The 23576-nt window shown below is 67.4% G+C and carries 21 protein-coding genes; 10 read left to right on the top strand and 11 right to left on the bottom strand.

All coding sequences use genetic code 11. The annotated features are described in order from the left end of the window. Positions 1 to 117: 117 nt before the first annotated feature. Positions 118 to 639, top strand: coding sequence for a phosphoribosyltransferase (locus PQ455_RS00350; RefSeq protein ID WP_273688171.1), 522 nt, complete (start codon positions 118 to 120; stop codon positions 637 to 639). A gap of 33 nt (positions 640 to 672) precedes the next feature. On the opposite strand, the gene PQ455_RS00345 is transcribed toward PQ455_RS00350, so the two are convergent. Beyond that, on the bottom strand, positions 673 to 1320 hold the full coding sequence (locus PQ455_RS00345; protein WP_273688168.1) for a peptidylprolyl isomerase: 648 nt from the start codon (positions 1318 to 1320) through the stop codon (positions 673 to 675). Between the two features lie 11 nt (positions 1321 to 1331). Then, a complete protein-coding gene (locus tag PQ455_RS00340) occupies positions 1332 to 3527 on the bottom strand; it encodes a penicillin acylase family protein (RefSeq protein ID WP_273688166.1) in 2196 nt (731 codons plus the stop codon). A 34-nt stretch (positions 3528 to 3561) separates the two neighbouring features. Between PQ455_RS00340 and PQ455_RS00335 the strand changes: the two genes are divergently transcribed. From PQ455_RS00335 to PQ455_RS00325, 3 genes are all read left to right on the top strand, one after another. Further along, the gene (locus PQ455_RS00335) at positions 3562 to 4815 is read left to right on the top strand and encodes a metal-dependent hydrolase family protein (protein WP_273688164.1); all 1254 of its coding nucleotides are present in this window, start codon (positions 3562 to 3564) and stop codon (positions 4813 to 4815) included. After that, entirely contained in the window at positions 4815 to 5288 is a 474-nt protein-coding gene (locus PQ455_RS00330; RefSeq protein ID WP_273688162.1) for a hypothetical protein, read from the top strand. Before PQ455_RS00335 ends, PQ455_RS00330 begins: the two co-directional genes overlap by 1 nt. Before the next feature lie 151 nt (positions 5289 to 5439). Further along, complete coding sequence (locus PQ455_RS00325) at positions 5440 to 7578, top strand: TonB-dependent receptor domain-containing protein (protein ID WP_273688161.1); 2139 nt, start codon at positions 5440 to 5442, stop codon at positions 7576 to 7578. A 55-nt stretch (positions 7579 to 7633) separates the two neighbouring features. Here the strand turns inward: PQ455_RS00325 and PQ455_RS00320 are convergent, their stop codons facing one another. The 7 genes from PQ455_RS00320 to PQ455_RS00290 form a co-directional block, all read right to left on the bottom strand. After that, positions 7634 to 7987, bottom strand: coding sequence for a HesB/IscA family protein (locus PQ455_RS00320; RefSeq protein WP_273688160.1), 354 nt, complete (start codon positions 7985 to 7987; stop codon positions 7634 to 7636). Between the two features lie 148 nt (positions 7988 to 8135). After that, positions 8136 to 8609, bottom strand: coding sequence for an SUF system Fe-S cluster assembly protein (locus tag PQ455_RS00315; RefSeq protein WP_273688159.1), 474 nt, complete (start codon positions 8607 to 8609; stop codon positions 8136 to 8138). A gap of 13 nt (positions 8610 to 8622) precedes the next feature. After that, the gene (locus PQ455_RS00310) at positions 8623 to 9837 is read right to left on the bottom strand and encodes a cysteine desulfurase (RefSeq protein WP_273688158.1); all 1215 of its coding nucleotides are present in this window, start codon (positions 9835 to 9837) and stop codon (positions 8623 to 8625) included. Beyond that, on the bottom strand, positions 9834 to 10934 hold the full coding sequence (locus PQ455_RS00305) for a SufD family Fe-S cluster assembly protein (protein ID WP_273688156.1): 1101 nt from the start codon (positions 10932 to 10934) through the stop codon (positions 9834 to 9836). The genes PQ455_RS00310 and PQ455_RS00305 overlap by 4 nt, the downstream gene beginning before the upstream one ends. A gap of 157 nt (positions 10935 to 11091) precedes the next feature. Then, the gene (sufC, locus tag PQ455_RS00300; protein WP_273688155.1) at positions 11092 to 11835 is read right to left on the bottom strand and encodes a Fe-S cluster assembly ATPase SufC; all 744 of its coding nucleotides are present in this window, start codon (positions 11833 to 11835) and stop codon (positions 11092 to 11094) included. Between the two features lie 96 nt (positions 11836 to 11931). Then, positions 11932 to 13404, bottom strand: coding sequence for a Fe-S cluster assembly protein SufB (sufB, locus tag PQ455_RS00295; protein WP_273688154.1), 1473 nt, complete (start codon positions 13402 to 13404; stop codon positions 11932 to 11934). After that, positions 13401 to 13868, bottom strand: a complete 468-nt coding sequence (locus PQ455_RS00290; protein ID WP_273688152.1) for an SUF system Fe-S cluster assembly regulator — start codon at positions 13866 to 13868, stop codon at positions 13401 to 13403. The genes sufB and PQ455_RS00290 overlap by 4 nt, the downstream gene beginning before the upstream one ends. Positions 13869 to 14090: 222 nt before the next feature. Here PQ455_RS00290 and PQ455_RS00285 point away from each other — a divergent pair, with 222 nt between their 5' ends. Further along, positions 14091 to 15350: an MFS transporter gene (locus PQ455_RS00285; protein WP_273691457.1), complete on the top strand. Its 1260-nt coding sequence runs from the start codon at positions 14091 to 14093 to the stop codon at positions 15348 to 15350. Between the two features lie 50 nt (positions 15351 to 15400). Here the strand turns inward: PQ455_RS00285 and PQ455_RS00280 are convergent, their stop codons facing one another. After that, positions 15401 to 17248, bottom strand: a complete 1848-nt coding sequence (locus PQ455_RS00280) for a DUF885 domain-containing protein (RefSeq protein ID WP_273688150.1) — start codon at positions 17246 to 17248, stop codon at positions 15401 to 15403. A 94-nt stretch (positions 17249 to 17342) separates the two neighbouring features. Between PQ455_RS00280 and PQ455_RS00275 the strand changes: the two genes are divergently transcribed. The 5 genes from PQ455_RS00275 (at position 17343) to zapE (ending at position 22100) form a co-directional block, all read left to right on the top strand. Then, positions 17343 to 18380, top strand: a complete 1038-nt coding sequence (locus tag PQ455_RS00275) for a quinone-dependent dihydroorotate dehydrogenase (RefSeq protein ID WP_273688148.1) — start codon at positions 17343 to 17345, stop codon at positions 18378 to 18380. Positions 18381 to 18492: 112 nt separating this feature from the next. Continuing rightward, a complete protein-coding gene (locus PQ455_RS00270) occupies positions 18493 to 19482 on the top strand; it encodes a C13 family peptidase (RefSeq protein WP_273688147.1) in 990 nt (329 codons plus the stop codon). Between the two features lie 232 nt (positions 19483 to 19714). Then, a complete protein-coding gene (locus PQ455_RS00265; protein WP_273688145.1) occupies positions 19715 to 20500 on the top strand; it encodes a succinate dehydrogenase iron-sulfur subunit in 786 nt (261 codons plus the stop codon). Then, positions 20497 to 20973: a PaaI family thioesterase gene (locus PQ455_RS00260; protein ID WP_273688143.1), complete on the top strand. Its 477-nt coding sequence runs from the start codon at positions 20497 to 20499 to the stop codon at positions 20971 to 20973. The genes PQ455_RS00265 and PQ455_RS00260 overlap by 4 nt, the downstream gene beginning before the upstream one ends. Then, positions 20970 to 22100, top strand: a complete 1131-nt coding sequence (zapE, locus tag PQ455_RS00255; RefSeq protein ID WP_273688141.1) for a cell division protein ZapE — start codon at positions 20970 to 20972, stop codon at positions 22098 to 22100. The genes PQ455_RS00260 and zapE overlap by 4 nt, the downstream gene beginning before the upstream one ends. 36 nt (positions 22101 to 22136) lie before the next feature. On the opposite strand, the gene PQ455_RS00250 is transcribed toward zapE, so the two are convergent. Beyond that, positions 22137 to 23405 (bottom strand): O-antigen ligase family protein, encoded by a 1269-nt coding sequence (locus tag PQ455_RS00250; protein ID WP_273688139.1) that lies wholly within the window; start codon positions 23403 to 23405, stop codon positions 22137 to 22139. Positions 23406 to 23576: the final 171 nt, after the last annotated feature.

The raw sequence follows: 23576 nt of genomic DNA, 5'->3' as shown, positions 1-23576 counted from the left end.
GCCCAGGGTTACGGAGCGCAGCACCTGCGGCCAAGGCTCCGGCCTGCGCCGGAGCACCGAATTTCTTCGACCACACAGCCAGTGGCGAATCCCCTTCTCCCGCGCTAGAGGCCGCGCATGAGCCAGCCCAATCTCGCCTACATTCCCTATGAGGATTTCGTCGCCGACGTGAAGGCGATCGGCGCCGCCGTGCGCGCGGGGGACTGGACGCCCGATTTCGTTGTCGGCATTGGCCGCGGCGGGCTGGTTCCGGGGGCGTATCTCTCGCACAGCACGGGGATCTCGATGCTGTCGGTCGATCACAGCAGCAAGGTCTATGGCTTCGCCGACGAACTGCTCGTGAAGCTGGCCCACCAGACCGCCGAGGGTGAGCGCATCCTGTTCGTCGACGATATCAACGATTCGGGATCGACCATCGCCTATCTGCTCGACGCGATCCGCGCCCACGGCGGCGACATGGCCAACGCCCGCGTCGCCGTCCTCATCAACAATGTCCGCTCCAAGGCGACCGTCGATTACTGGTCGCGCGAGATCGATCGCTCGGTGACCAAGGACTGGTTCGTCTTCCCGTGGGAAGCGATGCAGGAGCGAGAGAGTCTGATCGACGAAGCCGAGGAAGTGCCAGAGCGGCTGGCCTAACCTAAGCCCCTCCCCTTCAAGGGATGGGCTTGTTTACTTCACCCGCTTCGCCGTCTCGATCTTCACCGGCGCCGCCAGCATCTGGCCCTTCATCGGCCCCACCCCTGCCGTGGGGGAGGTCGGCGCGGTCAGGATGCGACGGACGATGTCCATCCCCTCCACCACATGGCCGAACGCCGCGAAGCCCTGATTGTCGCCGGGCGCCTTGGGGTCGGCGTTCATCGAGGGCATGTCGCCGATGGTGATGAAGAAATCGGCCGTCGCGGTGCCCGGCGCGCCGCGCGCCATCGATATCGTGCCGTCGGTATGGCCAAGGCCCGTCACCGTCGTCGGCTCATGCTTGATCGGCGGCAGCACCTTCTTCGGATCGAACTTCACGCCGCCCTGGATCAGCCCGAACAGAGGCTCCTTCGCCACCATCGTCGCCCGGTAGAAACTGGTGCCGTCGAGCCGCTTCTGATCGACATATTTCAGGAAATTGCCGGTCGTGATCGGCGCGCGCTCGCTCTCCAGCTCCAGCACGATCGGGCCTTCGCTGGTGGCGAGCGTGACCTTCACGGTCGCCGGGCGCGGCGCGGGGGCGACGCCCAGCATCGGCGGCGCGGGCGGCGGCACCACCGGCGTCTGCGCCGCCAGCGGGGCGGCGAGGAGCGCCAGCACCAGCGCGAAAGTGCGAACCATCGAAACCCTCCTCAATCGCCCGGCCGGTAGCGGCGCTCGGCATGCGCGGCCACATCCTCGGGATAATAATATACCGGCCGCAGCGCGCCATCGGCATAACGCTGCGCCTGATCGTTGAAGTGCGGCGAGGCCGGATCGCCGCTCTCGCCACCCGCGCTCACCGCCCAGGCGCGCACCTTCGGCCCGAACTCGACCACCGCGACGAAGCTGTTGCCCAGCGTGCCATAATATCGCTTCGTGCCCGGATAGCGCCGCGCGCCGAACGCCGCGAGCGAGCCCCATTGCGATCCGGTGAAGGGCACCCCGATCGACGGTTTGGCGTCGTCGAACTGCTGCACGATCCGCCCGTCGTTGCGCTGGAAGCGGTTGATCTCGCCCCACGGCGCCGCGACCGAGCCGAAATCCTGTTTCAGCCGATCGGCGGCGGCGGCCAGCGCGGCGAGGCGCTGGGTGTCGCTCGCCCGATCGCTCATATAATCCCATGGCGATATGCGCTGCGCCTTGGCCGCGTCGGTCACCGCCGCCCACAATATCTCGCCCCAGAAGACCGCGAGCGAGGTCGGCTTGGAGGCCAGCCCCCAGCGATAATCCCAGCCGCGCAGCAGCGCGATCGGCTCGGCCAGCTTCGCTTTCTGCGGATCGCCCGCCGGCAGCGCGTCATAAGCGGCGATCAGCGGCGGCAGCATCCGCGCGAAGCCGGTGAGGTAGGGATCGTAGGCCGCCGCGATCAGCGTCTCGGGCGTGAAATCCTTGCGCGCTTCCAGCACGCGCAGCGCGTGCGGCCCGCGCGGATTTTCGCCGACCTGATCCATGTAGCGCGGAAAGGCCTCGCGCTTCGGGCTGTCCGCCCCGGCCGCCGTCCACGGCCAGTTGTTGACGTTCATCGTCCAGCCGTTGGCGGGCTTCAGCGCCTGCGGCAGCTGCGCGAAGGGGGTCAGCCCCTTCCAGTCGGTCGCCGGATCGCTGCCGTCGACCGGGCTGCGATAATCGAAGCGATCGTCCCGCACCGGCACGAATTGCGGGTGGAGATAGGCAATCTCGCCCCTGGCGTCGGCGAACAGCGTGTTGTTCGAGCTGTTCGCCTGATGATGCCCGGCCACTTTCACGAAACCGGCCAGATCGGCCGTCTTGGTGCGCAGGAAGCTCTGTTCCAGCGCGGCGATCGGCCGGTTCATCAGCGCGGTCGCGATCCACTTGCCGCCAGCCGCGCGCGTGATCGGGCCGTGATGGGTGGCATAAGTGGTGATGCGCCGCTCGGCGAGCGAGCCATCGGGCTGGCGCACCTTGAGCGTGATGACCTTCTCGATCAGCCGCCGCCGCTCCGTGCCGTAGAGATAGGTGCGGCGCCCGTCCGCGCCGGTCTCGATCGTCTCGGCGAATTCGTCGACCGCATCCACGCCGCTGGTGGTGTGCATCCAGCCGGCCTTCGCGTTGAAGCCCTGATAGACGAAGAATTGCCCCCAGGTCGCGGCGCCATAAGCGTCGAGCCCCTCGTCGCTCGTCATCTGCAATTCGGATCGGAAGAAGAAGCTGGTGTGCGGGTTGATGAGCAGCAGCGCGTGGCCGTTCTGCGTATGGCTCGGCGCGATGGCGAAGCCGTTCGATCCCTGCGGCTCGCGATAGGCGGTGCCACGCTCCACATCGGTCATCGCCACCGCCTGCCGGCCGTAGAAGGCCTGTACCTGCGTGACGGGCACCTTCTCGATATCGCCGCCGATGCTGCCCTCGGTGAAGCTCAGCGCCATCCACGGCTCGAAATGCGTGATGACCCGGGGCACGACATGCGGGTTGGTGGCGAGATAATAGTTCAGCCCGTCCGCCCAGGCATCCATCAGCTTTTTCAGCCACGGCGGCGACTTGGCGTAATCCGCCTTCAGCACCTCGGGATCGATGAACAGCCGCTGCCGCAGATCCTGCCACACAGCGATCTCGCCCTCGCTCTCGGCCATGCGGCCGAGGTTGGTGAGGTAATTGCTCTCGATCCGGTTGAAGTCGTCCTCGGCCTGCGCGTAGATCATGCCGAACACCGCGTCCGCGTCGGTCTTGCCCTTCACATGCGCAATGCCATGCGTGTCGCGGGTGATGGTGACCCTAGCCGCCTGCGCCTTCCAGCGGCCGAGATCGGCGGGGCCCTGCGCGATCGCCGGCGTGGCAATCAGCAGCAGCGGAAGCAGGACGCGGGTGGCGAAGCGGGTGGATTGCGGCATAGTCCGAAACCTAACCGCCGCGACGGGGAAGTCCATGCGCCTGCTGATCGCCCTGCTCCTTCTCCTCGCGCCCGGCCTGGCGTCGGCCGAGACCGTCTATCTCATCCGCCCCGCCCGCGTCTTCGACGGCATGGATCCGCGCCCGCACGAGGGCTGGCAGGTGCTGGTGCGCGGCGAACGCATCGCCGAGGTCGGGCCGAACCTGTCGGCCGCCGGCGCGACCGTGATCGACCTGCCCGGCGCCACGCTGATGCCCGGCCTGATCGAGGGCCATTCGCACCTGTTCCTCCATCCCTATAACGAAACATCGTGGGACGATCAGGTGCTGCACGAGCCGCTGGCGCTGCGCACCGCGCGCGCCAGCGTCGCGGCGAAGGCGACGCTGATGGCGGGCTTCACCACGGTGCGCGATCTCGGCACCGAGGGGGCGGGCTATGCCGATGTCGGGCTGAAGCAGGCGATCGAGCAGCGCATCATCCCCGGCCCGCGCATGCTGGTCGCCACGCTCGCGCTGGTCGCGACCGGCGCTTACGGGCCGAAGGGGTTCGAGCCCGGCGTGGTCGTGCCGCAGGGCGCCGAGGAGGCGGATAGCGACGGGCTGGTCCGCGCGGTGCGGCGCCAGATCGCGAACGGCGCCGACGTGGTCAAGCTCTACGCCGATTACCGCTGGCGGCCGGGCGAACCCGCCCGCGCCACCTTCACCGAGGCGGAGCTGGCAAGCGCGGTCGCCATCGCCCATGGCGCCGGCCGCACCGCCGTCGCCCACGCCTCCACCGCCGAGGGGATGCGCCGCGCGATCCTCGCCGGGGTCGATACGATCGAACATGGCTATGCCGGCACGCCCGATCTGTTCCGCCAGATGAAGGCGCGCGGCATCGGCTATTGCCCGACCCTCGCCGCCGCCGACGCGATCGCCCGCTATCGCGGCTGGACGGGCGGCGATCCGGTGCCCGCTTCTCTCGCCACCGCCCGCGCGGCCTTCTCCGCCGCGCGCGCTGCCGGCGTTGCGATCTGCGCCGGAGGCGATGTCGGCGTCTTTCCCCATGGCGAGAATGCCCGCGAGCTGGAGTTGATGGCGGCCGCCGGCATGCCCGCGCCGCGGGTGTTGATCGCCGCCACATCGGGCAATGCCGCGCTGTTCGCCATCGCCGACCGGCTGGGCGCGGTGAAGCCGGGCCTCCTCGCCGATCTCGTCGCGGTGGCGGGCGACCCCACCCGCGACATCACGGCGGTGCGCGCGGTGCGGCTGGTGATGAAGAATGGCGTGATCGAACGGGAGGAGAAATGATGCGGCCAGCGATCCTGACGGGCCTCGCGCTCGCCACCCTCGGCGCCCCGGCTCCGGCCGCCGACACCGGCCCCGTCCTTGGCCCGATCCGCGCCCAGCTCTATTACAAGACGACCGGCACGCTCTCGGCCAACATCGCCTCGCCCGCCAAATTCGTCGGCTGGAATACGGGTGCCGGCGAAGGCGACACGAAGGAGCCAGCCGAGGACATGATCGTCAGCGTCGCGGTGCGGATGCCGGCGGGGCGCGACATGGGGGAGAATAGCGAGGTGCCGCTGACCCTGACGGCCACCAACACGGCGGGCAAGGTGCTGGCGAAACGCACCTTCCCCTACCTCTCGATCCCCTATCGCGATCCGGTGGTGAGCCCGTTGTGGGTGCCGAACATCCAGTGCGCCGGCAAGGTCACCCTCACAGCCATCTGGGGCAGGCAGCGCCAGACGGCGACGGTGAAGCTCGACTGCGGCGAATAGCCCCCAACATTTCCCGAAAGCGCCTGTCGATTATGCGCGGATGTCGGTTCCGTTAAGAACCTTTTCGCGCCGCAACCCGCGATTGACGGTCCGGCCCTCACCCACCAACGCACCCCGCAATTGCTAATCAATCGCATTATCGGGGGACGAAATGCTGCACGCCCATACACGCCATCTGGCGCTGACCAGCGCGCTTGCGCTGTCGCTCTGCCCCGCCCTCGTGCTGGCCGCACCGGCGACGGTGGCGCCCGCGCCCGAGGTGAGCGACCCCGACGAAATCGTGGTGACCGCCGCCGGCTTCGAGCAGAAGATCCGCGACGCGCCGGCCAGCATCAGCGTGCTCAATCGCGCCGAATTGCAGGAGCGCCGCTTCGGCAGCCTCGCCGAGGCGCTGACCAACGTGGAAGGGATCGACGTCGGCCAGACGGCGGGCAAGACCGGCGGGCTCAACATCTCGATCCGCGGCATGCCGAGCGATTACACGCTGATCCTGGTGGATGGACGCCGCCAGAACGCGCCGGGCAACGTAACGCCCAACGGCTTCGGCGAGACCTCGACCAGCTTCCTGCCGCCCTTCTCCGCGATCGACCGGATCGAGGTGGTGCGCGGGCCGATGTCGACGCTCTACGGATCGGACGCGATGGGCGGCGTGGTCAACCTCATCACCCGCAAGGTCGGCACGCGCTGGGCGGGCACCGTCACCGGCGAGGCGACGCTTCAGGAGGATGGCCAGTTCGGCAACATCTATTCGGGCAACGCCTATCTGCATGGGCCGCTGGTCAGGGATCTGATCGGCCTTTCGGTGCGCGGCAGCTATTTCCGCCGCGAGGCCGCCGACATCACCTACGAGACGATCACCGGCACCGAAGCGGAGGTGAGCAAGCGCGGGCCGGCACCGGTCAAGTCGCGCACGCACACCTTGGGCGGCCGCCTGTCGATGACCCCGCATGTCGATCACGACCTCTGGTTCGAGGCGGATATTAACCGGCAATGGTATGACAATTCGGACTCGCAGCTCGGCACCGGCACGGTGCAGGGCGGTTACGGCCCGGAGATGAGGTTCAACCGGGACAATTATGTGCTGGCGCACAGCTGGCGCGCGGGCTTCGCGCAGATCGACACGACCCTGACGCGCAACATCACCGAGACGTTCGGCCGCACCATCCCGCCCGGCACCCCCGGCAAGGTCGCCGGCGATCCGCGCGGCTTGACGGCGACCAACAGCATCGCCGACAGCCGCGCGGTCGTGCCGCTGGGGCCCGTTACCGCCACCGTCGGCGGGCAATATTGGCAGGCCGAGATGGTCGATGGCGTCGCCGTCGATAAGTACGAATTCGTCCAGTGGGCGCTGTTCGGCGAGGCCGAGGTGAAGCTGGTCGATCGCTTCAAGGTGACCTTGGGCGCGCGCTACGACGATCACGAGACGTTTGGCGGCAAGCTCTCGCCGCGCATCTACGCGGTGTGGAACACCAGCGACGCCTTCACCGTGAAGGGCGGGGTCAGCCGGGGCTTCAAGACGCCGCGCCTCGACCAGATCGCGCCGGGCATCGTCGGCTTCGGCGGGCAGGGCACCATTCCGCTGATCGGCACGCCGGGGCTGAAGCCCGAGACCAGCACCTCGATGGAAGTGGGCGTCTATTATGACGACGGCGGCGTCGTCAGCGGCAACGCCACTGTCTTCAACAACCGCTTCAAGGACAAGATCGCGACCGGCGCGCCGATCCCCAACTGCACCTGGAGCGTGCAGCGCAACCGACCGGGTTGCCTCGATCTCGGCGAATTCCCGCGCGCGGAGAATTTCGGCCAAACGGTCAACGTGGACAAGGCGGTGACGCGGGGTGGCGAAGTGGCGGTGAAGTTCGCCTTCACGCCGGCCGTCTCGCTATCGCTCAACTACACTTATACCGAAAGCGAGCAGAAGAGCGGCACGGAGGCGGGCGAGCCGCTGGTCAACACGCCCAGGCATATGGTGAACGGCAATCTGCGCTGGAAGCTGACCGACGCGCTGACGACCTGGGCGCGCTCCGAAATCCGATCGAAGCGCTATCGCGGGCGCGGCGCGGAGCAGACGGCGCTGGGCAGCTACAAGGGCTATGCGCTGTTTCACCTGGGCGCCAATTACCAGCTAACCCCGGTGATCCGCCTGGGCGCCGCACTCTACAATGTGTTCGACAAAGATTTCACCGGCTTCCTGCCCTATCAGAGCGGGACGCAGACGATCTACGCCTCGGCCTACACCAACCTGCAGGAGCCGCGCCGGCTCTGGCTATCGGCGACGGTGGATTTTTAGGATTCGATCCGCTCACGCGGATGGGCGGCACCAGCCCGCGCCGTTAGGCGCATCATCAAACCGTGAAGCTCTCGCCGCAGCCGCAGCTGCCCTTGGCGTTGGGATTCTGGAAGACGAAGCCGGCGGTGAAATCATCCTCCACCCAGTCCATCGTCGATCCGATGAGATAAAGGATCGATCCGCCATCGACGTAGAAATCGCCGCCGGGGGTGACGATCTTCTCGTCGAACGGATCGGCGGCTGTGATGTAATCGACCGAATAAGCGAGGCCCGAACAGCCCTTGCGCGGGGTGGAGAGCTTGACGCCCACCGCCCCCTCGGGCGCCTCCGCCATGAGCGCGGCGATCCGCGCATGTGCGGACGGGGTGAGGTTCAGCGCCGCCGGGCGGGCGCGAAGGGTGGTGGCCATCTTGATCTATCCTTCCAAACGGCCCGTGCGCCGCCTTAAAATCCGTTCGTACTGAGCGAAGTCGAAGGACGTGCCCCAAGCGGGGCGTCCAGTCGCACGTCCTTCGACTTCGCTCAGGACGAACGGGTCACTTTTGCACCCTTCAGCCTTACAACATCCCCAGTTCGAGCTTCGCTTCGTCCGACATCTTCTGCGGGTCCCACGGCGGGTCCCAGATCAGATTCACTTCGGCCGAGCCCACCCCCGGCACCGCGCCGACGCGCAATTCCACCTCGCCCGGCATCGATTCCGCCACCGGGCAATTGGGTGTCGTCAGCGTCATCGTCACCACGACATGATTGTCGGTCGTCACGTCCACGCCGTAGATCAGGCCCAGTTCGTAGATGTTCACCGGGATTTCGGGATCGTAGATTTCCTTCAGCGCATCGATCACGCCGTCGTAGATCGATCCGCCCGGTTCCCCTTCCGCGATTACCGCCGGCTTGGCCGCCAGGAAGCCATCGAGATAGTCGCGCGGGCGGCCCGCCTCCGCCATGGCCGGCGCCTCGGCATCCTCGACGCGCGCGCGCGGCGGCGGCGGGGGGGCCGCGTCCAGTTCCTGCCGTTCGATACCGTCGCTCAACGCTCTGCCCTCATCACCCGAAAATCCGTGTCACGCGCTGGATGCCCTTGACCAGCGCATCGATATCCGCCGGGCCGTTATAGACCCCGAAGCTCGCCCGCGCCGTCGCCGCCACGCCCAGCGCCTCCATCAGCGGCTGCGCGCAATGGTGGCCGGCGCGGATCGCGACCTGCCCCTCGTCCAATATGGTGCCGATGTCGTGCGGATGCACCCCCTCGATCGCGAAGGAGACGATCCCGGCGGCATCCTCCGGCCCGAACAGACGCACGCTGTTGATCTGCGACAGCGCCTCGCGGGCCTGGGCGACCAGCGCGGTCTCGTGCGCGTGGATCGCCTCCAGCCCGATGCCCTCGACATAATCGATCGCCGCATGGAGGCCGAGCGCGCCGACGATGTGCGGCGTGCCCGCCTCGAACCGTCCCGGCGGGGGCGCGAAGGTGGTGCCGGAAAAGCTGACCCGATCGATCATCGACCCGCCGCCCTGCCACGGCGGCATCACCGCGAGGATCTCGGGCCGCGCCCACAGCACGCCGATGCCGGTGGGGCCGTAGAGCTTGTGGCCGGAGAAGACGTAGAAATCGCAGCCCAGCGCGCCGACGTCGACCGGCAGGCGCGGCACGGCCTGACAGCCATCGACCAGCAGTTTCGCGCCCACACTGTGCGCCGCCTTCGCGGCGCGGGCGACATCCAGCACCGAACCCAGCACGTTGGAAACATGCGCCAGCGCGACGAGCTTGTGTTCGGGGGTCAGCATCGCCTCGACCGAGTCGAGATCGATCCGGCCGTCGGCGGTGAGCGGCGCCACGTCGATCGCGATGCCCCGTTCGGCCGCGATCATCTGCCAAGGCACGATATTGCTGTGATGTTCGAGCTGGCTGAGGAGGATGCGGTTGCCCGGCCCGAGCTGGTTGGCCGCCCAGCTATAGGCGACCAGATTGATGCCCTCGGTCGCGCCGCGCACGAACACGATCTCGTCGGCCGATCCCGCGCCGATGAACCCCGCCACCCGCTCGCGCGCCGCCTCATAGGCGAGCGTCATGTCGGCCGAGCGTTGGTAGACGCCGCGATGGACGGTCGCGTAGGTCTCGCCATAGGCGCGGGTGATGGCATCGACGACGACCTGCGGCTTCTGCGCGGTGGCGGCTGTATCGAGATAGGCCCAGCCCGCCGGGATCGCCGGGAAATCGGCGAGGCGGTCGAGGGGCCTGGTCGCGACATCGAGGCTCATCGCGCCAGCACCCGATCGAGCCAGCGATCGGCCTCGTCGGCGAACCCCTCCGCCAGCGCGCCTTCGGGCAGCCGCGCGAAGGCGTCGGCGGCGAAGGCGCGGGTGAGCATCGCGCGCGCCTCGCCCTCCGGAATGCCCCGGCTGGCGAGGTAGAAGAGCGCGCGTGCGTCCAGTTCGCCCACGGTGGCGCCGTGCGCGCATTTCACGTCGTCGGCGAAGATTTCCAGCTCGGGCTTCAAATTCACCGTCGCGGTGCGATCGAGCAGCAGGCCGCGCAGCGACTGCTCGGCATCGGTGCGCTGCGCGCCGCGCGCCACCTCGACGCGGGCGGCGGCGCTGACGGTGCCGCGATCGTGCGCGACCAGCCGCCACAATTGCCGGCTGACCCCGCCGGGCGCGGCATGGCGGACGACGACGGCCGCCTCGTGGCGATCCTGCCCGGTGGCGAGCAGCGCGCCGCCGACTTCGGCGAAGGCGCCCTCCCCGTTCAGGGTCGCGGCGACATCGATGCGGCTGCCGAGCGTGCCATGGCCGAGAAAGGTCGAGACGAGGCTGGCGCCGGTGGCGACCTGCGCCTCGTCGCGCAGCGAGACGAAGCCCTCGTCATGCAGCAGTCGCACGCCGCGCATCAGCCGCGCCGAGCGGGCGAGGTCGATGCGGGTGAGGCGGTTGGCCCAGCCGCGCCCGACGAACGTCTCGGTGACGGTGGCGGCGGAATCCTCGGCCAGCACGATCTCGCCGGGGAGATGATTCTCGCCGCCGGAGGACCAGTGGACGATCTGGATGGGATCGGCGGCGGCCTGTGCGTCGAGCATCAGCCGCCAGCCGGTGCCGCCCCCATTTTCCTTGGCCGCACGCGCGCCGAGCGGGTGGGCGGTGTCGATCGCGAGGCTCTCGATCGCGATCGGGCCGGGCTTGCTTTCGGCGGGCTGATAGACGCCGTCGAAGAAGACCAGGCGCGGCCCGGCGACATCGGCGAACATATCCGCCGCGCTGGTCGGGCGCGGGGCGGCCGGGAGGGCGGCCGCCTGCTCGACGGCGGCCGGCGCGAACCAGCGCCAGGCTTCGTCACGGGTGGAGGGGAGGGTGAGGCTCATACGTTCCTCCCCATCGCAGATGGGGAGGGGGACCATCCGCAGGATGGTGGAGGGGCAAGGCGGCCGGACGCAACGCGGGGGGCCATACCCCTCCACCCCGCCTTCGGCGCGGTCCCCCTCCCCCCGCTTCGCGCGGGGAGGAATTTCAGGATAGCCCTCACGCCGCCACCTGCGCGTAGCCCTCGCGCTCCAGTTCGAGCGCCAGTTCCGGGCCGCCCGAGCGGACGATCCGCCCCGCCGCCAGCACATGCACCACATCCGGCTTCACATAATCGAGCAGCCGCTGATAGTGCGTGATGAGCAGCACCGCCTTGTCGGGCCGCCGCATGATCGTATTGATGCCGTGGCCGACGGTGCGCAGCGCATCGATGTCGAGGCCGCTGTCGGTCTCGTCGAGGATCGCGAACTTGGGGTCGATGATCCCCATCTGCACCATCTCGTTGCGCTTCTTCTCGCCGCCCGAAAAGCCGACGTTGACCGGGCGCTTGAGCATCTCCTGATCGAGGCCCAGCTCGGTTGCCTGCGCGCGGGCGATCTTCATGAACTCCGCGCCCGACAGATCCTTCTCGCCCCGCGCCCGGCGCTGCGCGTTGAGCGCGGTGCGCAGGAATTGCAGGTTGGAGACGCCGGGGATCTCGACCGGATATTGGAAGCCCAGGAACAGCCCGGCGGCGGCCCGCTCGTGCGGCGCCATGGCGAGCAGGTCGGCGCCGGCCAGAGTGGCCGTGCCGCCGGTCACCTCATAACCCGGCCGCCCGCCGAGCGTATAGGCGAGCGTCGATTTGCCGGCGCCGTTCGGCCCCATGATGGCATGGATCTCGCCCGCCTTCACGGTGAGCGAGAGGCCCTTGAGAATGGCCTTGCCGGCGGTTTCGGCGTGGAGATTGTCGATTACGAGCATGTCACTCATCATTCTTGCGCTGCTGGGCAGCCATCGAGAGGGGAAGGATGATGGCAACGGCGACGCCGATGCCGATCGCGATCCAGGCGGCGGGGTTCATCCGACCGAGCCTTCCAGTGAAATCCCGAGCAGCTTCTGCGCCTCGACCGCGAATTCCATCGGCAGCTGTTGCAGCACTTCCTTCGCGAAGCCGTTCACGATCAGCGCCACGGCATCTTCCTGCGAAAGCCCGCGCTGCATCGCGTAGAAGAGCTGGTCGTCGCTGATCTTGCTGGTGGTCGCCTCATGCTCGATCTGGGCGCTCGGGTTCTTCACCTCGATGTACGGCACGGTGTGCGCGCCGCACTGGTCGCCGAGCAGCAGGCTGTCGCACTGGGTGAAGTTGCGCACCCCCTCGGCCGTCGCGCCCACCCGGACCAGCCCGCGATAGGTGTTGTCCGATCGGCCGGCCGAAATGCCCTTCGACACGATCGTCGAGCGCGATCCCTTGCCGAGATGGATCATCTTCGTGCCGGTATCGGCCTGCTGGCGGTTGTTGGTGACAGCGACCGAATAAAATTCGCCCACCGAATCCTCGCCCGCCAGTACGCAGCTGGGATATTTCCAGGTGATCGCCGAGCCGGTTTCGACCTGCGTCCAGCTCACCTTGCTGCGCGCGCCCTGGCACAGCGCCCGCTTCGTCACGAAATTGTAGATGCCGCCCAGCCCCTCGGCATTGCCGGGATACCAATTCTGCACGGTCGAATATTTGATCTCGGCATCGTCGAGCGCGACCAGCTCGACCACGGCGGCGTGGAGCTGGTTCTCGTCGCGCATCGGCGCGGTGCAGCCCTCCAGGTAGCTAACGTAGCTGCCCTTGTCGGCGACGATGAGCGTGCGCTCGAACTGGCCGGTGTTGGCGGCGTTGATGCGGAAATAGGTCGACAGCTCCATCGGGCAGCGGACGCCTTCGGGGATGTAGACGAAGGTGCCGTCCGAAAAGACCGCCGAATTGAGCGTGGCGAAATAATTGTCGCGCTGGGGCACGACCTTGCCGAGCCACTTGCGGACGAGATCGGGATATTCGCGCACCGCCTCGCTGATCGAGCGGAAGATGACGCCGGCCTTCTCCAGCTCGGCGCGAAAGGTGGTGGCGACCGAGACGCTGTCGAACACCGCGTCCACCGCGATCTTGCGGCTGCCCTCGACACCCGCGAGCACCTTCTGCTCCTCGATCGGGATGCCGAGTTTCTCATAGGTGCGGCGGATTTCGGGATCGAGTTCGTCGAGCGAGGCGAGCGTGGGCTTCACCTTGGGCTCGGCGTAATAATAAGCGTCCTGATAGTCGATCGGCGGCACGTTGAGCTTGGCCCAGTCGGGGGCCTCCATCGTCTGCCACAGACGGAACGCCTTCAGCCGCCAGTCGAGCATCCACTCCGGCTCGCGCTTCTTCATGGAGATGAAGCGCACGGTATCCTCGTTCAGGCCCTTGGGCGCGAAATCCTGCTCGATATCGGAGGAGAAGCCCCATTCGTAGGTGGAGGCGCGATCGGCGGCCTCCTGGGCTTCCTTGTTGCGGACGTCGCTCATGCGGGCAGTTCCATCTCGTTCGCGGGCGCGGGGGCCGGCGCGTCCAGCCCAAAGCCGGACGGGGCGGCACCGGCAAGGGTGGCGAGACTGACGCCCGCCAGCGCGCCGCGCATCGCATCGTTCACCGCCGACCAGTGCGGGCGGACGGCGCAGCTCTGTTCCAGGGTGCAATCGTGGCGGCCCTGTTCGACACAGGCCGTCATCGCGATCGGGCCTTCGACCGCCTCGACGATGTCGGCCAGGCTGATCTCGCCGGCCGGCCGTGCGAGGCGAAAGCCGCCGCCGGTGCCCCGCGCCGAACTGAGCAGCCCGGCGGTGGCGAGCCGGCCCATCAGCTTCTGCGCGGTGGGCAAGGGCACGCCGGTCTCGCCCGACAGCGTCGTCGCCGTCAGCCGCGCGGCCGGATGGCGCGCGGCGGCGGAGAGCATCACCACCGCATAATCGGCAAGGGAAGACAGGCGCATAGGTTCCAATCGGATTGATTCGATCCGATTGGGCAGATGGGGGCGGTGGGCGCCGGGGTCAAGACGAAAAGGGGCGCCGGCGAATGCTATCCCCCAAAGCGATCGGGGATGCTAGGAGGCTCGCCACGACAGCCGCACGGCCCGGAGCGGGCACCGGAAAAGCGTCGATAGAGGAGCCATGGCGTGACGCAAGACCCCCGCGCGATCCTGTCCGACATGGCGATGCGGCCGATGCAGATCGCGGCGGTGGTGCTTTGCGTGCTGCTGAACGCGCTCGACGGCTTCGACGTGCTGGCGATCAGCTTCGCCGCGCCGGGGATCGCCACCGAATGGGGCATCGATCGCGCCGCGCTCGGCCTCGTCCTGTCGATGGAATTGATCGGCATGGCGGTGGGATCGGTGCTGCTGGGCGCGCTGGCCGACCGGATCGGCCGGCGACCGACGATATTGCTGTGCCTGATCGGCATGGCGGCGGGCATGGCGCTGGTCCCGCTGGCGGGATCGATCGTGGCGCTGTCGGCGATCCGACTGGGCACCGGGCTCGGCATCGGCGGGATGCTCGCCTGCACCAATGCGATGGTCGCGGAATTCGCCAACGCCCGCAATCGCGCGCTGGCGGTGGCGATCATGGCGGGTGGCTACCCGCTGGGCGCGGTGCTGGGCGGATCGGTCGCGGCGTGGCTGCTGGCGCACGGTGGCTGGCGCGACATCTTCCTGTTCGGCGCGATCGTGACCGCCGGCTTCCTGCCGCTGGCGTGGTTCCTGCTGCCGGAATCGATCGGCTTCCTCGTCCAGAAACGTGGCGCCGACGCGCTCGCCCGGATCAACCGCACGCTCCGCCGGATCGGTCACGCGACCGTCACCGCCGTGCCGCCGGCCGACGCGGATGCGCCCCGCGCGGCGCTCGCCGAACTCTTCTCGCCGCGCCTCGCCCGCACGACGATCCTGCTGACGATCGCCTATTTCGCGCACATCATGACCTTCTACTTCATCCTGAAATGGGTGCCCAAGCTGGTGGTGGACATGGGCCATGCGCCGGCTGCGGCGGGCGGCGTGCTGGTGTGGGCCAATGTCGGCGGGCTGGCGGGCGCCTTGCTGCTGAGCCTGCTCACTCGCCGGGCGCCGGTGCGGACTTTAGTGATCGTGGCACTGCTCGCCTCGACGATCCTCGTCACATGGTTCGGGCAGGGGCAGAGCGACATCGCGCAACTATCGCTGGTGGCGGCCATCGCGGGTTTCTGCACCAACGCCGGGGTGGTCGGCCTCTACGCGCTGATCGCCGAGGGCTTTCCCACGGCTGTGCGGGCGGGCGGCACGGGGCTGGTGATCGGCATCGGCCGGGGCGGCGCCGCGCTGGGGCCGATCGTGGCCGGGCTGATGTTCGCGGCCGGCGCCTCGCTGGCGGTGGTGGCGGCGCTGATGGCGCTCGGGTCGCTGGTGGCGGCGGGCGCGCTGCTGGGGTTGCGGCGGGCGGAAGCATAGCCGTCGCCTGATCGGGGACCGTGCTCCTGCTTTCGCAGGAGCACGGTATCTTACTTCGTCTTCGCGATCCATTCGTCCACGCGCGTCTCCAGCACGTCGAGCGGCAGTGGGCCGCTCAGCAGGACGAGGTCGTGGAACTTGCGGACGTCGTATTTCCGCCCCAGCGCCTTCTGCGCGCGATCGCGCAATTCGCTGATCTTGAGGCGGCCGATCATGTAGGCGGTCGCCTGCCCCGGATAGACGATATAGCGTTCGATCGCTTTCTCGGCCGATCCCTTCGTGTCGGCCGAATTGTCGGTGACATATTGGATCGCCTGCTCGCGGGTCCATTTCTTGCTGTGGATGCCGGTATCCACCACCAGCCGGATCGCGCGGTGGAGTTCGAGGCCGAGGCGGCCGAAATCGCTATAGGGATCCTTGTAGAGCCCCATGTCCTTGGCGAGCTTCTCCGAATAGAGGCCCCAGCCCTCGGTATAAGCGGTGAACCCGCCGAAGCGACGGAACGGCGGCAGCGCGCCCGCCTCGGTCTGGATCGTGCGCTGGAGGTGATGGCCGGGAATGCCCTCGTGGTAGAAGAGGCCCTCCACCTCGGTCAGCGGCATGTCCTTCATGTCGTAGAGGTTGACGTAATAGGTGCCGGGGCGCGAACCATCGGGCGAGGGCGACTGGTAGAAGGCCTTGCCGGCCGACTTCTCGCGGAAGGGCTCGACCGGCTTCACGACCAGCGGCGCCTTGGGCAGCGTGCCGAACCACGCCGGCAGCTTGGCGGTGACGGCGACCTTGGCGGCCTGCGTCCTGTCGAGATAGAGCTTGCGGCCCGCCTCATCGCTGGTGGTGAAGAAGCGCGGACCCTGCATGAAGGCGAAGAAGGCCTTCAGGTCGCCCTGGAAGCCGGTCTTCTTCGCGATCGCCATCATCTCGCCGTGGATGCGCGCGACATTGTCGAGGCCGATCTGGTGGATCTGGTCGGCGGTGAGGCTGGTGGTCGTGTAATTGGCCAGCCGCTCGGCATAATAAGCGTCACCGCCCTTGAAGCGCCATACGCCGTCGTCGGTGCCGGCGGCCTTCTCCTGCTCGGTCATCAGCGCGATCAGCCGCTCGTAGGCGGGCTTGACCCCGCCGGTCAGCGCGGCGGCGCCCCTCTGGATCAGATCCTGCTTCTCGGCCGGGGTGATGGCCAGCGCGTTCACCTTGGTCTTGAGATCGGCGAACAAAGCCGAATCCGGCCCGCCGTCGAAGGGCGCGCCCTTGATGACGTTCTGCGCGTCGGAAATGACGTAGGGGAACACCCACTTGGGCGGCAGCACGCCCTTCTTGGCGCGGGCCGAGGCGATCAGCATCTGCTGGTCGAGCGCGCCGCCGAGCGTGCCGAGGCGGCTGACATAGGCTTCCGCGTCGGCCTTGTTCGTCACGCGGTGGATGTTGATGAGGAAGGCGGGCAGCTGGCTCTGCGCACCGCTCATCTGATCGAAGACATAATTGAAGTCGCGATACTGGAAGCCCTTGGCGCGCATCTCGGCCGACTTCACGAACAGATCGTAGGACAGCTGATCGTCGGCATCGAGCATGGCGCGATCGAAGGTGCCGCGCATCGTGGCGAGCGCGTCCATCGTCGCCGAGAAATCGGCGGCCGCGTTGGCGTCCGAAAAGTCGTTCCACTTGCCGTAATCGGCGTCGCGGATGCCGCGATAGGCCTTGCCCATCGGCGATCGATCGAGCTGCGCCTTGTCATAGGCGTCGAAGAAGGCGGCCAGCGCCGCCTTGCGCGTGGTCGGCGCGGGCGCGCCGGGTCCGCCGGGCAGCGCCACCGGCACGCCGCTCTTGGTAATCGGCGCCTGCGCCAGAGCCGTCGCCGAGAAAGCGAGCACGGCCCCGCCCCACATCATTGCGCGCTTCATCGAAACCGTCTCCCCGTTCGCGGCGCCGCCCGACGAGGGGCGTTGCCGGATTTCCTGTTGGGCACAGCCTAAGCGGCTGGCATAGCCCAGGTCCATGACAACATTTACGCTCATCCGGCCGTTACTGTTCCGTATCGAGGCGGAGCGCGCGCATCGCCTGACGATTCAGGGGCTGAAGGCGCTCAACCGGACGGCGCCGCCGCGCCCCGATCCGATCCTGGCGACGCGGCTGGCGGGGCTCGATTTCCCGACGCCGATCGGGCTGGCGGCGGGCGTGGACAAGGATGGGGAGGTGCCCGACGCCTTCCTCGCGCTCGGCTTCGGCTTCGCCGAGGTCGGCACGCTGACCCCGCTGCCGCAGGCGGGCAATCCCAAGCCGCGCCTGTTCCGGCTGGCGGAGGATCGCGCGGTCATCAACCGTATGGGCTTCAACAATGGCGGCCAGGCGGCGGCGCACGCGCGGCTGGCGGCGCGGGCCGGGCGGCCGGGCATCGTCGGCGTCAACATCGGCGCCAACAAGGACGCGGCCGACCGCATCGCCGATTATGCGGCGGGCGTGCGGGCGATGGCGGGGGTGGCGAGCTACCTCACGGTCAACATCTCCTCCCCCAACACGCCCGGCCTGCGCGCCTTGCAGGAGGCGGCAGCACTCGACGACCTGCTGGCCGGCGTGATGGAGGCGCGCGGGGCGGACGGCCCGCCGATATTCCTGAAGGTCGCGCCCGATCTGGCACCGGCCGATATCGACGCGCTCTCGCGGGTGGCGATCGACCGGGCGGTGGATGCGCTGATCGTCTCCAATACCACCATCTCGCGCCCGGCGCTCAAATCGGCCAACGCCGGCGAGGCGGGCGGGCTCTCCGGCGCGCCGCTGAAGGATCTCGCCGCCGAGCGGCTGGGCGATTTCCGCAAGGCCACCGGCGGCGCGCTGCCGCTGATCGCGGCGGGCGGCATCGCCTCGGCCGGGGATGCCTATGCCCGCATCCGGGCGGGCGCGAGCCTCGTCCAGCTCTACAGCGCGCTCGTCTACGAAGGCCCCTTCCTCGCCCGGCGGATCGCGACGGGGCTGGCGACGCTGCTGCGCCGCGACGGCTTCGCGAGTGCCGCCGAGGCGGTGGGCGCGTCGGCTTAGTAGCGCGGCTCTTTGAGCCCTCTCCCGCCTTCGCGGGAGAGGGCTCAGGTCACCGCTTGACACCACCGCGCGTCCAGCCAGATTGAGCTGCATCGTATCCGGGGGGTTGCGGGTGGCTTGGGCGTCGGGGATCGCGCGTTCGATGATGGTCTGGCTGCTGGCGGCGCTGGCCCTGCCCGCCGCCGCGCAGCCGTCGCATACGCAGGTCTCGCCGCTGCTGAACGGCCTGCCCGATTTCACCGCACAGGCCGATGGCGGCACCCAGCTCGAATGGGGCCGCTCGGCCGGCTGGGCGCTCGGCGAGCATCGCAAGCTGGCCCGCGCGCTGGCCACGCTCCAGCCGCAGCGCAAGGGCGTGGTCGATGCCTATGTCGTGTCGATCGCGCTGGACAGCGATCCGGTGTTCGGGCGGGAGGCGCGCGAGGCCGGCAAGGTGCTGGCGCGCCGCTACGACGCCACCGGCCGCACGATCGTGCTGGCCGGGCCGGACAGCCCCGCCGCCAGCAGCCTGCCGCACGGATCGCCCGAAAGCCTCTCGATCGCGCTGGCCCGCATCGCCGAGCTGATGGACCCGGCCGAGGATGCGCTGATCCTCTACACCACCAGCCATGGCGCGCCGTTCGGCATCGTCTATGCCGATGGCGATGCCGGCCATGGCCTGATCTCGCCTTACTGGCTGTGGACGACGCTCAACCAGCTCAAGGTGAAGAACCGGCTGCTGATCCTGTCGGCCTGCTTCTCAGGCATCTTCGCGCCCTTGCTCTCCTCCGACGAGGGCGTCGTCATCACCGCCGCCGCGTCCGATCGCACCTCCTTCGGCTGCGTTTCGGAGAATGACTGGACCTTCTTCGGCGATGCGATGGTCAATCATGCGCTGCGGAAACCCCAGCCGATCGACCGCGCCTTCGCCGAGGCGCGATCGATGGTCGGCGGGTGGGAGGCGCAGGGCCGGCTGATCCCCTCCAATCCGCAGATCGCGGCGGGCGCGGGGGCGTCACGCTGGCTGACGGCGCTCGACCAACGCAGCCCCAAGGCGCCCACGGCTCCGGTGGGCCGCCCGGCAGCCGAGGCTCTGCCCGAGGCACAGCGGCGGAATCACTGAGCGGCGGAAGGCCTTGGAGCCTGATCCGGCTCCACCGGATCAGGGGCGGCACCGGCCCGCTCCCCACCCGGCCTCCCATAGCATATCCTGATTGGGAGGCCGGGTGGGGGAGCGGGCCGGCGCCACCCATCCGCGTGAGCGGATCAAACTAAAAAACGCCCCGAAGCCTTTCGCACTCGCGAAATCGGCGCTATCGGCTTCCCCCAAGTAGAGCCCTGGGGACCGCTGAACGATGGCCGAATTCGCCCTTCCGAAGAACTCGAAGATCAAGCCCAAGGGCAAGGTCCACAAGGCAGCGGCCGACGCCAAGAAGGTCAAGGCGTTCAAGGTGTATCGCTACGATCCGGATTCGGGCGAGAATCCGCGCTACGACACGTTCGAGATCGACACCGAGAATTGCGGCCCGATGGTGCTCGACGCGCTCATCAAGATGAAGTCGGAGCAGGACCCGAGCCTCACCTTCCGCCGCTCCTGCCGCGAGGGTATCTGCGGCTCCTGCTCGATGAACATCAACGGCAAGAACGGCCTAGCCTGCACCACCGCGATCGAGGATTGCAAGGGCGACGCGCGGATCACGCCGCTGCCGCACATGGACGTCATCAAGGATCTCGTCCCCGATTTCACCCATTTCTACGCGCAATATGCCTCGATCCAGCCCTGGCTGAAGACGGTGACGCCGGCGCCTTCGGGCAAGGAGCGGCTCCAGTCGCCGGAGGATCGCGCCAAGCTGGACGGCCTGTACGAGTGCATCCTGTGCGCCTGCTGCTCGACGAGCTGCCCCAGCTATTGGTGGAACAGCGACAAGTTCCTCGGCCCTGCGATCCTGTTGCAGGCCTATCGCTGGCTGGCCGACAGCCGCGACGAGATGACCGGCGAGCGGCTCGACGAGCTGGAGGATCCCTTCCGCCTCTATCGCTGCCACACGATCATGAACTGCGCCAACGTCTGCCCCAAGGGCCTCAGCCCCGCCAAGGCGATCGCCGAGGTGAAGAAGATGGTGGTCGAGCGCCAGATTTGAGCCGGCCCGAACTGACGATCCGCAGCTACGCGATCGACGACGTCTTCGGCCCGCCCGACGCGGAGGGCTTCCGGCTCTTCCATCCGGGCGGCGACGGCGGCCACAACAAGAGCTATCCGCCGATCCGCTGCCGGGTCGAGGGCGATCGCAGCCGCGCCCGTGTCGAGACCGGGCCGGACAATGCCAACCTCCAGGGTGCGCTCCACGGCGGTTTCCTGCTCTCGCTGGTCGATCAGCTCCTGTTCCTCGGGCCGGCGCTGGCGGGGCAATTGCCGCTCGGCGCGGTCGTGACGATCGACGCGGGCGTCAAGTTCATCGGCGGCGGCAAGGTCGGCGAGCCGATCGACGCCGTGGTCGAGCGGATCGCCGAGACCGGCCGGATGATCTTCCTGCGCGGCACGATGACGCAAGGCGAGCGCATCGTCGCCACCTTCGAGGGCACCATGCGCAAGATGACGCCCAACGCGGCATGAGCCGGATGCTCGCCCGCTACGACGCGCTCGTCGCAGCCGGCGAGTTGCGCCCCGACCCCGACCAGCGCGCCGCCGCCGCCAAACTCGCGGCGCTGGCCGACCAGCTCGAGGCCGCCCCGCCCGCCAAGACCGGGCTCTTTGCGCGTTTTTCAAAGCCCAAACCCTCGTCGATCCGGGGCCTCTACATCTGGGGCGGGGTCGGGCGCGGCAAATCCATGCTGATGGATCTGTTCGTCGAGAGCGTGGAGATCGAAGGCAAGCGCCGCACCCATTTCCACGAATTCATGCTCGAAGTGCATGATCGCCTGCGGATCGAGCGGGCCAAGGAAAAGGGCGATCCGATCCAGCCGGTCGCGCAGGCGCTGGCGGCCGACGCGCGGATGCTGGCGTTCGACGAGATGGTCGTCAACAACATGGCCGACGCGGCGATCATGAGCCGGCTGTTCACGGCGATGATGGATCTGGGCACGGTGATCGTCACCACCTCCAACCGGCCGCCGAGCGATCTCTACAAGGACGGGCTCAACCGCCAGCTGTTCCTGCCCTTCATCGCGCTGCTGGAAGAGCGGCTCGACGTGATGACGCTCAATGGGCCGACCGATTATCGGATGCAGCGGCTGGGCGGTTTCCCCACCTGGTATGCCCCGCTGGGCGACGCCGCGACCCAGGCCGTGTCGCGCGCCTTCTTCCGCCTGACCGATTATCCGCCCGAGGACCGCGAGCATGTCCCGTCCTGCGAGCTATCGGTGCCGGGCGGACGGACGCTGCATGTGCCGAAGGCGCTGAAGGGCGTCGGCGTCTTTTCCTTCAAGCGGCTGTGCGGCGAGGCGCGCGGCGCGCCAGACTATCTCGCCATCTCACGCGCCTTCCACACCGTGATCCTCGTCGGCATCCCCAAGATGGACGCCGACAAGCGCAACGAGGCGAGCCGCTTCAAGGTGCTGATCGACGCGCTGTACGAACATCGCGTGAAGCTGCTGGCGACGGCCGACGCCGAACCCGACAAGCTCTACACGGCGGGCGACGGCCTGTTCGAATTCGAACGCACCGTCAGCCGGCTGGAGGAGATGCGCTCGGCCGAATATCTCGCCGAAGCGCATGGCTCGGCGAGCGTGGGTGGGGCGTAGGCAGGTCGACCGAATCCGGCCGTTCCACCCGATTGATCACGCCCTCGGCCGCTTCGGCTCGCGCAGAAACGCACTGCTGGAAATCAGGAAGATCAACGGCACATAGAAATAGGTCGGCAGATAATGCGCGATCTCGAACAGGGAGCCGGAGACGAACATCGATAGCAAGATCATCAGCAACGACAGGCACAGGAATCGCTTCCTGCGGCTCGGAAAACGCAAGCATTTCAGGAGCGAGAACAGGATGCCCAGGATGATCGCGAAATAAGGCCAGCCGAAGCCGGCCGCCAGACGAATGGGCGTCTCCACCGCCGCGATCACGTTATAATTCTCGTCCAGCAGGCCGATCAGAAACAGTGGATGATCGCGGCCGACCCCAAAGGTCGGCGCACTGTTGGCGAGCGAGAGGTAGGCATCGGTCAATCCGCTGCGACCAGCGGTCAGATCCTCGCCGGCCACGACCTCGCCATCCCGCTGGAAATCGCGCAATGGACTTAGCAAGTCGGTCACCGAGACAGTGCTAAAGAGCGCGATCGCACCCACCGCCACAAAGGCATGAACCACGTTTCTGGAGCGCCACCTGAGCGGCAGAACCATCTCCACCAGATAGACATAGCCGATACCGATCAGCGCACCGTAGGTAGTCGAAGCGCGGGTTAGCATGGCCACCACCAGGCATACGACCGCGATGGCAAGGCTTGAATTTGTCGATCGGCCGCTGAATCCCGCAATAGAAAGGATCAGCAGAACCAGCGACAGATCATAGGCCGCACTGTGCCCCGCCATCTCCCCTGCGAAGAGCAGCAGCCGGCCGCCGGATGCCACCGACGACAGGCTGACAACCTGGAATGCGCCCGGTGCGACCATTCCGATCGCGAAGCCGATCCCCATGATGACAAGGAAGACCGTGTAGATCTTACGGAATATCTTGGACATCGAGGCCGGATCGGACGGCGTCACCACGATCAGGGCCAGACATGTGATGTCGGCCAGCATGATCGAGCAGGCGTTAATGATCGTCTTGGTACTCTCGCTATGGGCCAGAATACTCAAGGCAAGGAAGGCGACCTTCACGACCATTATCCAAGGGATTACATCCCAACGGAATTTCACGCCTTTGATCGCTATGATCGCGAGCAAGATGATAGCGTATAATATGTAGAATGACTGCCAAAGCAAAAGATTGGCAAACAGACATAAGGGTGTCAGATAAATCCAGACATCGGCCGGGCTCAGCCTGATGATGCCGCCCCGGCCTTGCTGCTGGACTCGACCAATCGCAGCCTGACGCAGCAGAAGATTCACGCCGGGATATCCCGGTATTGTCGGGCGATTATAGCGCGAGAACGGAGAGACCGATGCGATTCATCCGCCAGACCGAACTGCGGATACAGCAATAATCGTCCGCCGGTCATCTCGCCCCCCCGAATTCAGGGGCATTTTGATAGGGCCACAACAGACTTCGACAACAAGTTA

Origin of the sequence: Sphingomonas naphthae, from assembly GCF_028607085.1 — a bacterium.
Taxonomy (GTDB): Bacteria; Pseudomonadota; Alphaproteobacteria; order Sphingomonadales; family Sphingomonadaceae; genus Sphingomonas_Q; species Sphingomonas_Q naphthae.
The sequence above is the reverse complement of the archived record's forward strand: the minus strand, read 5'-3'. Positions and strand labels throughout refer to the sequence as shown.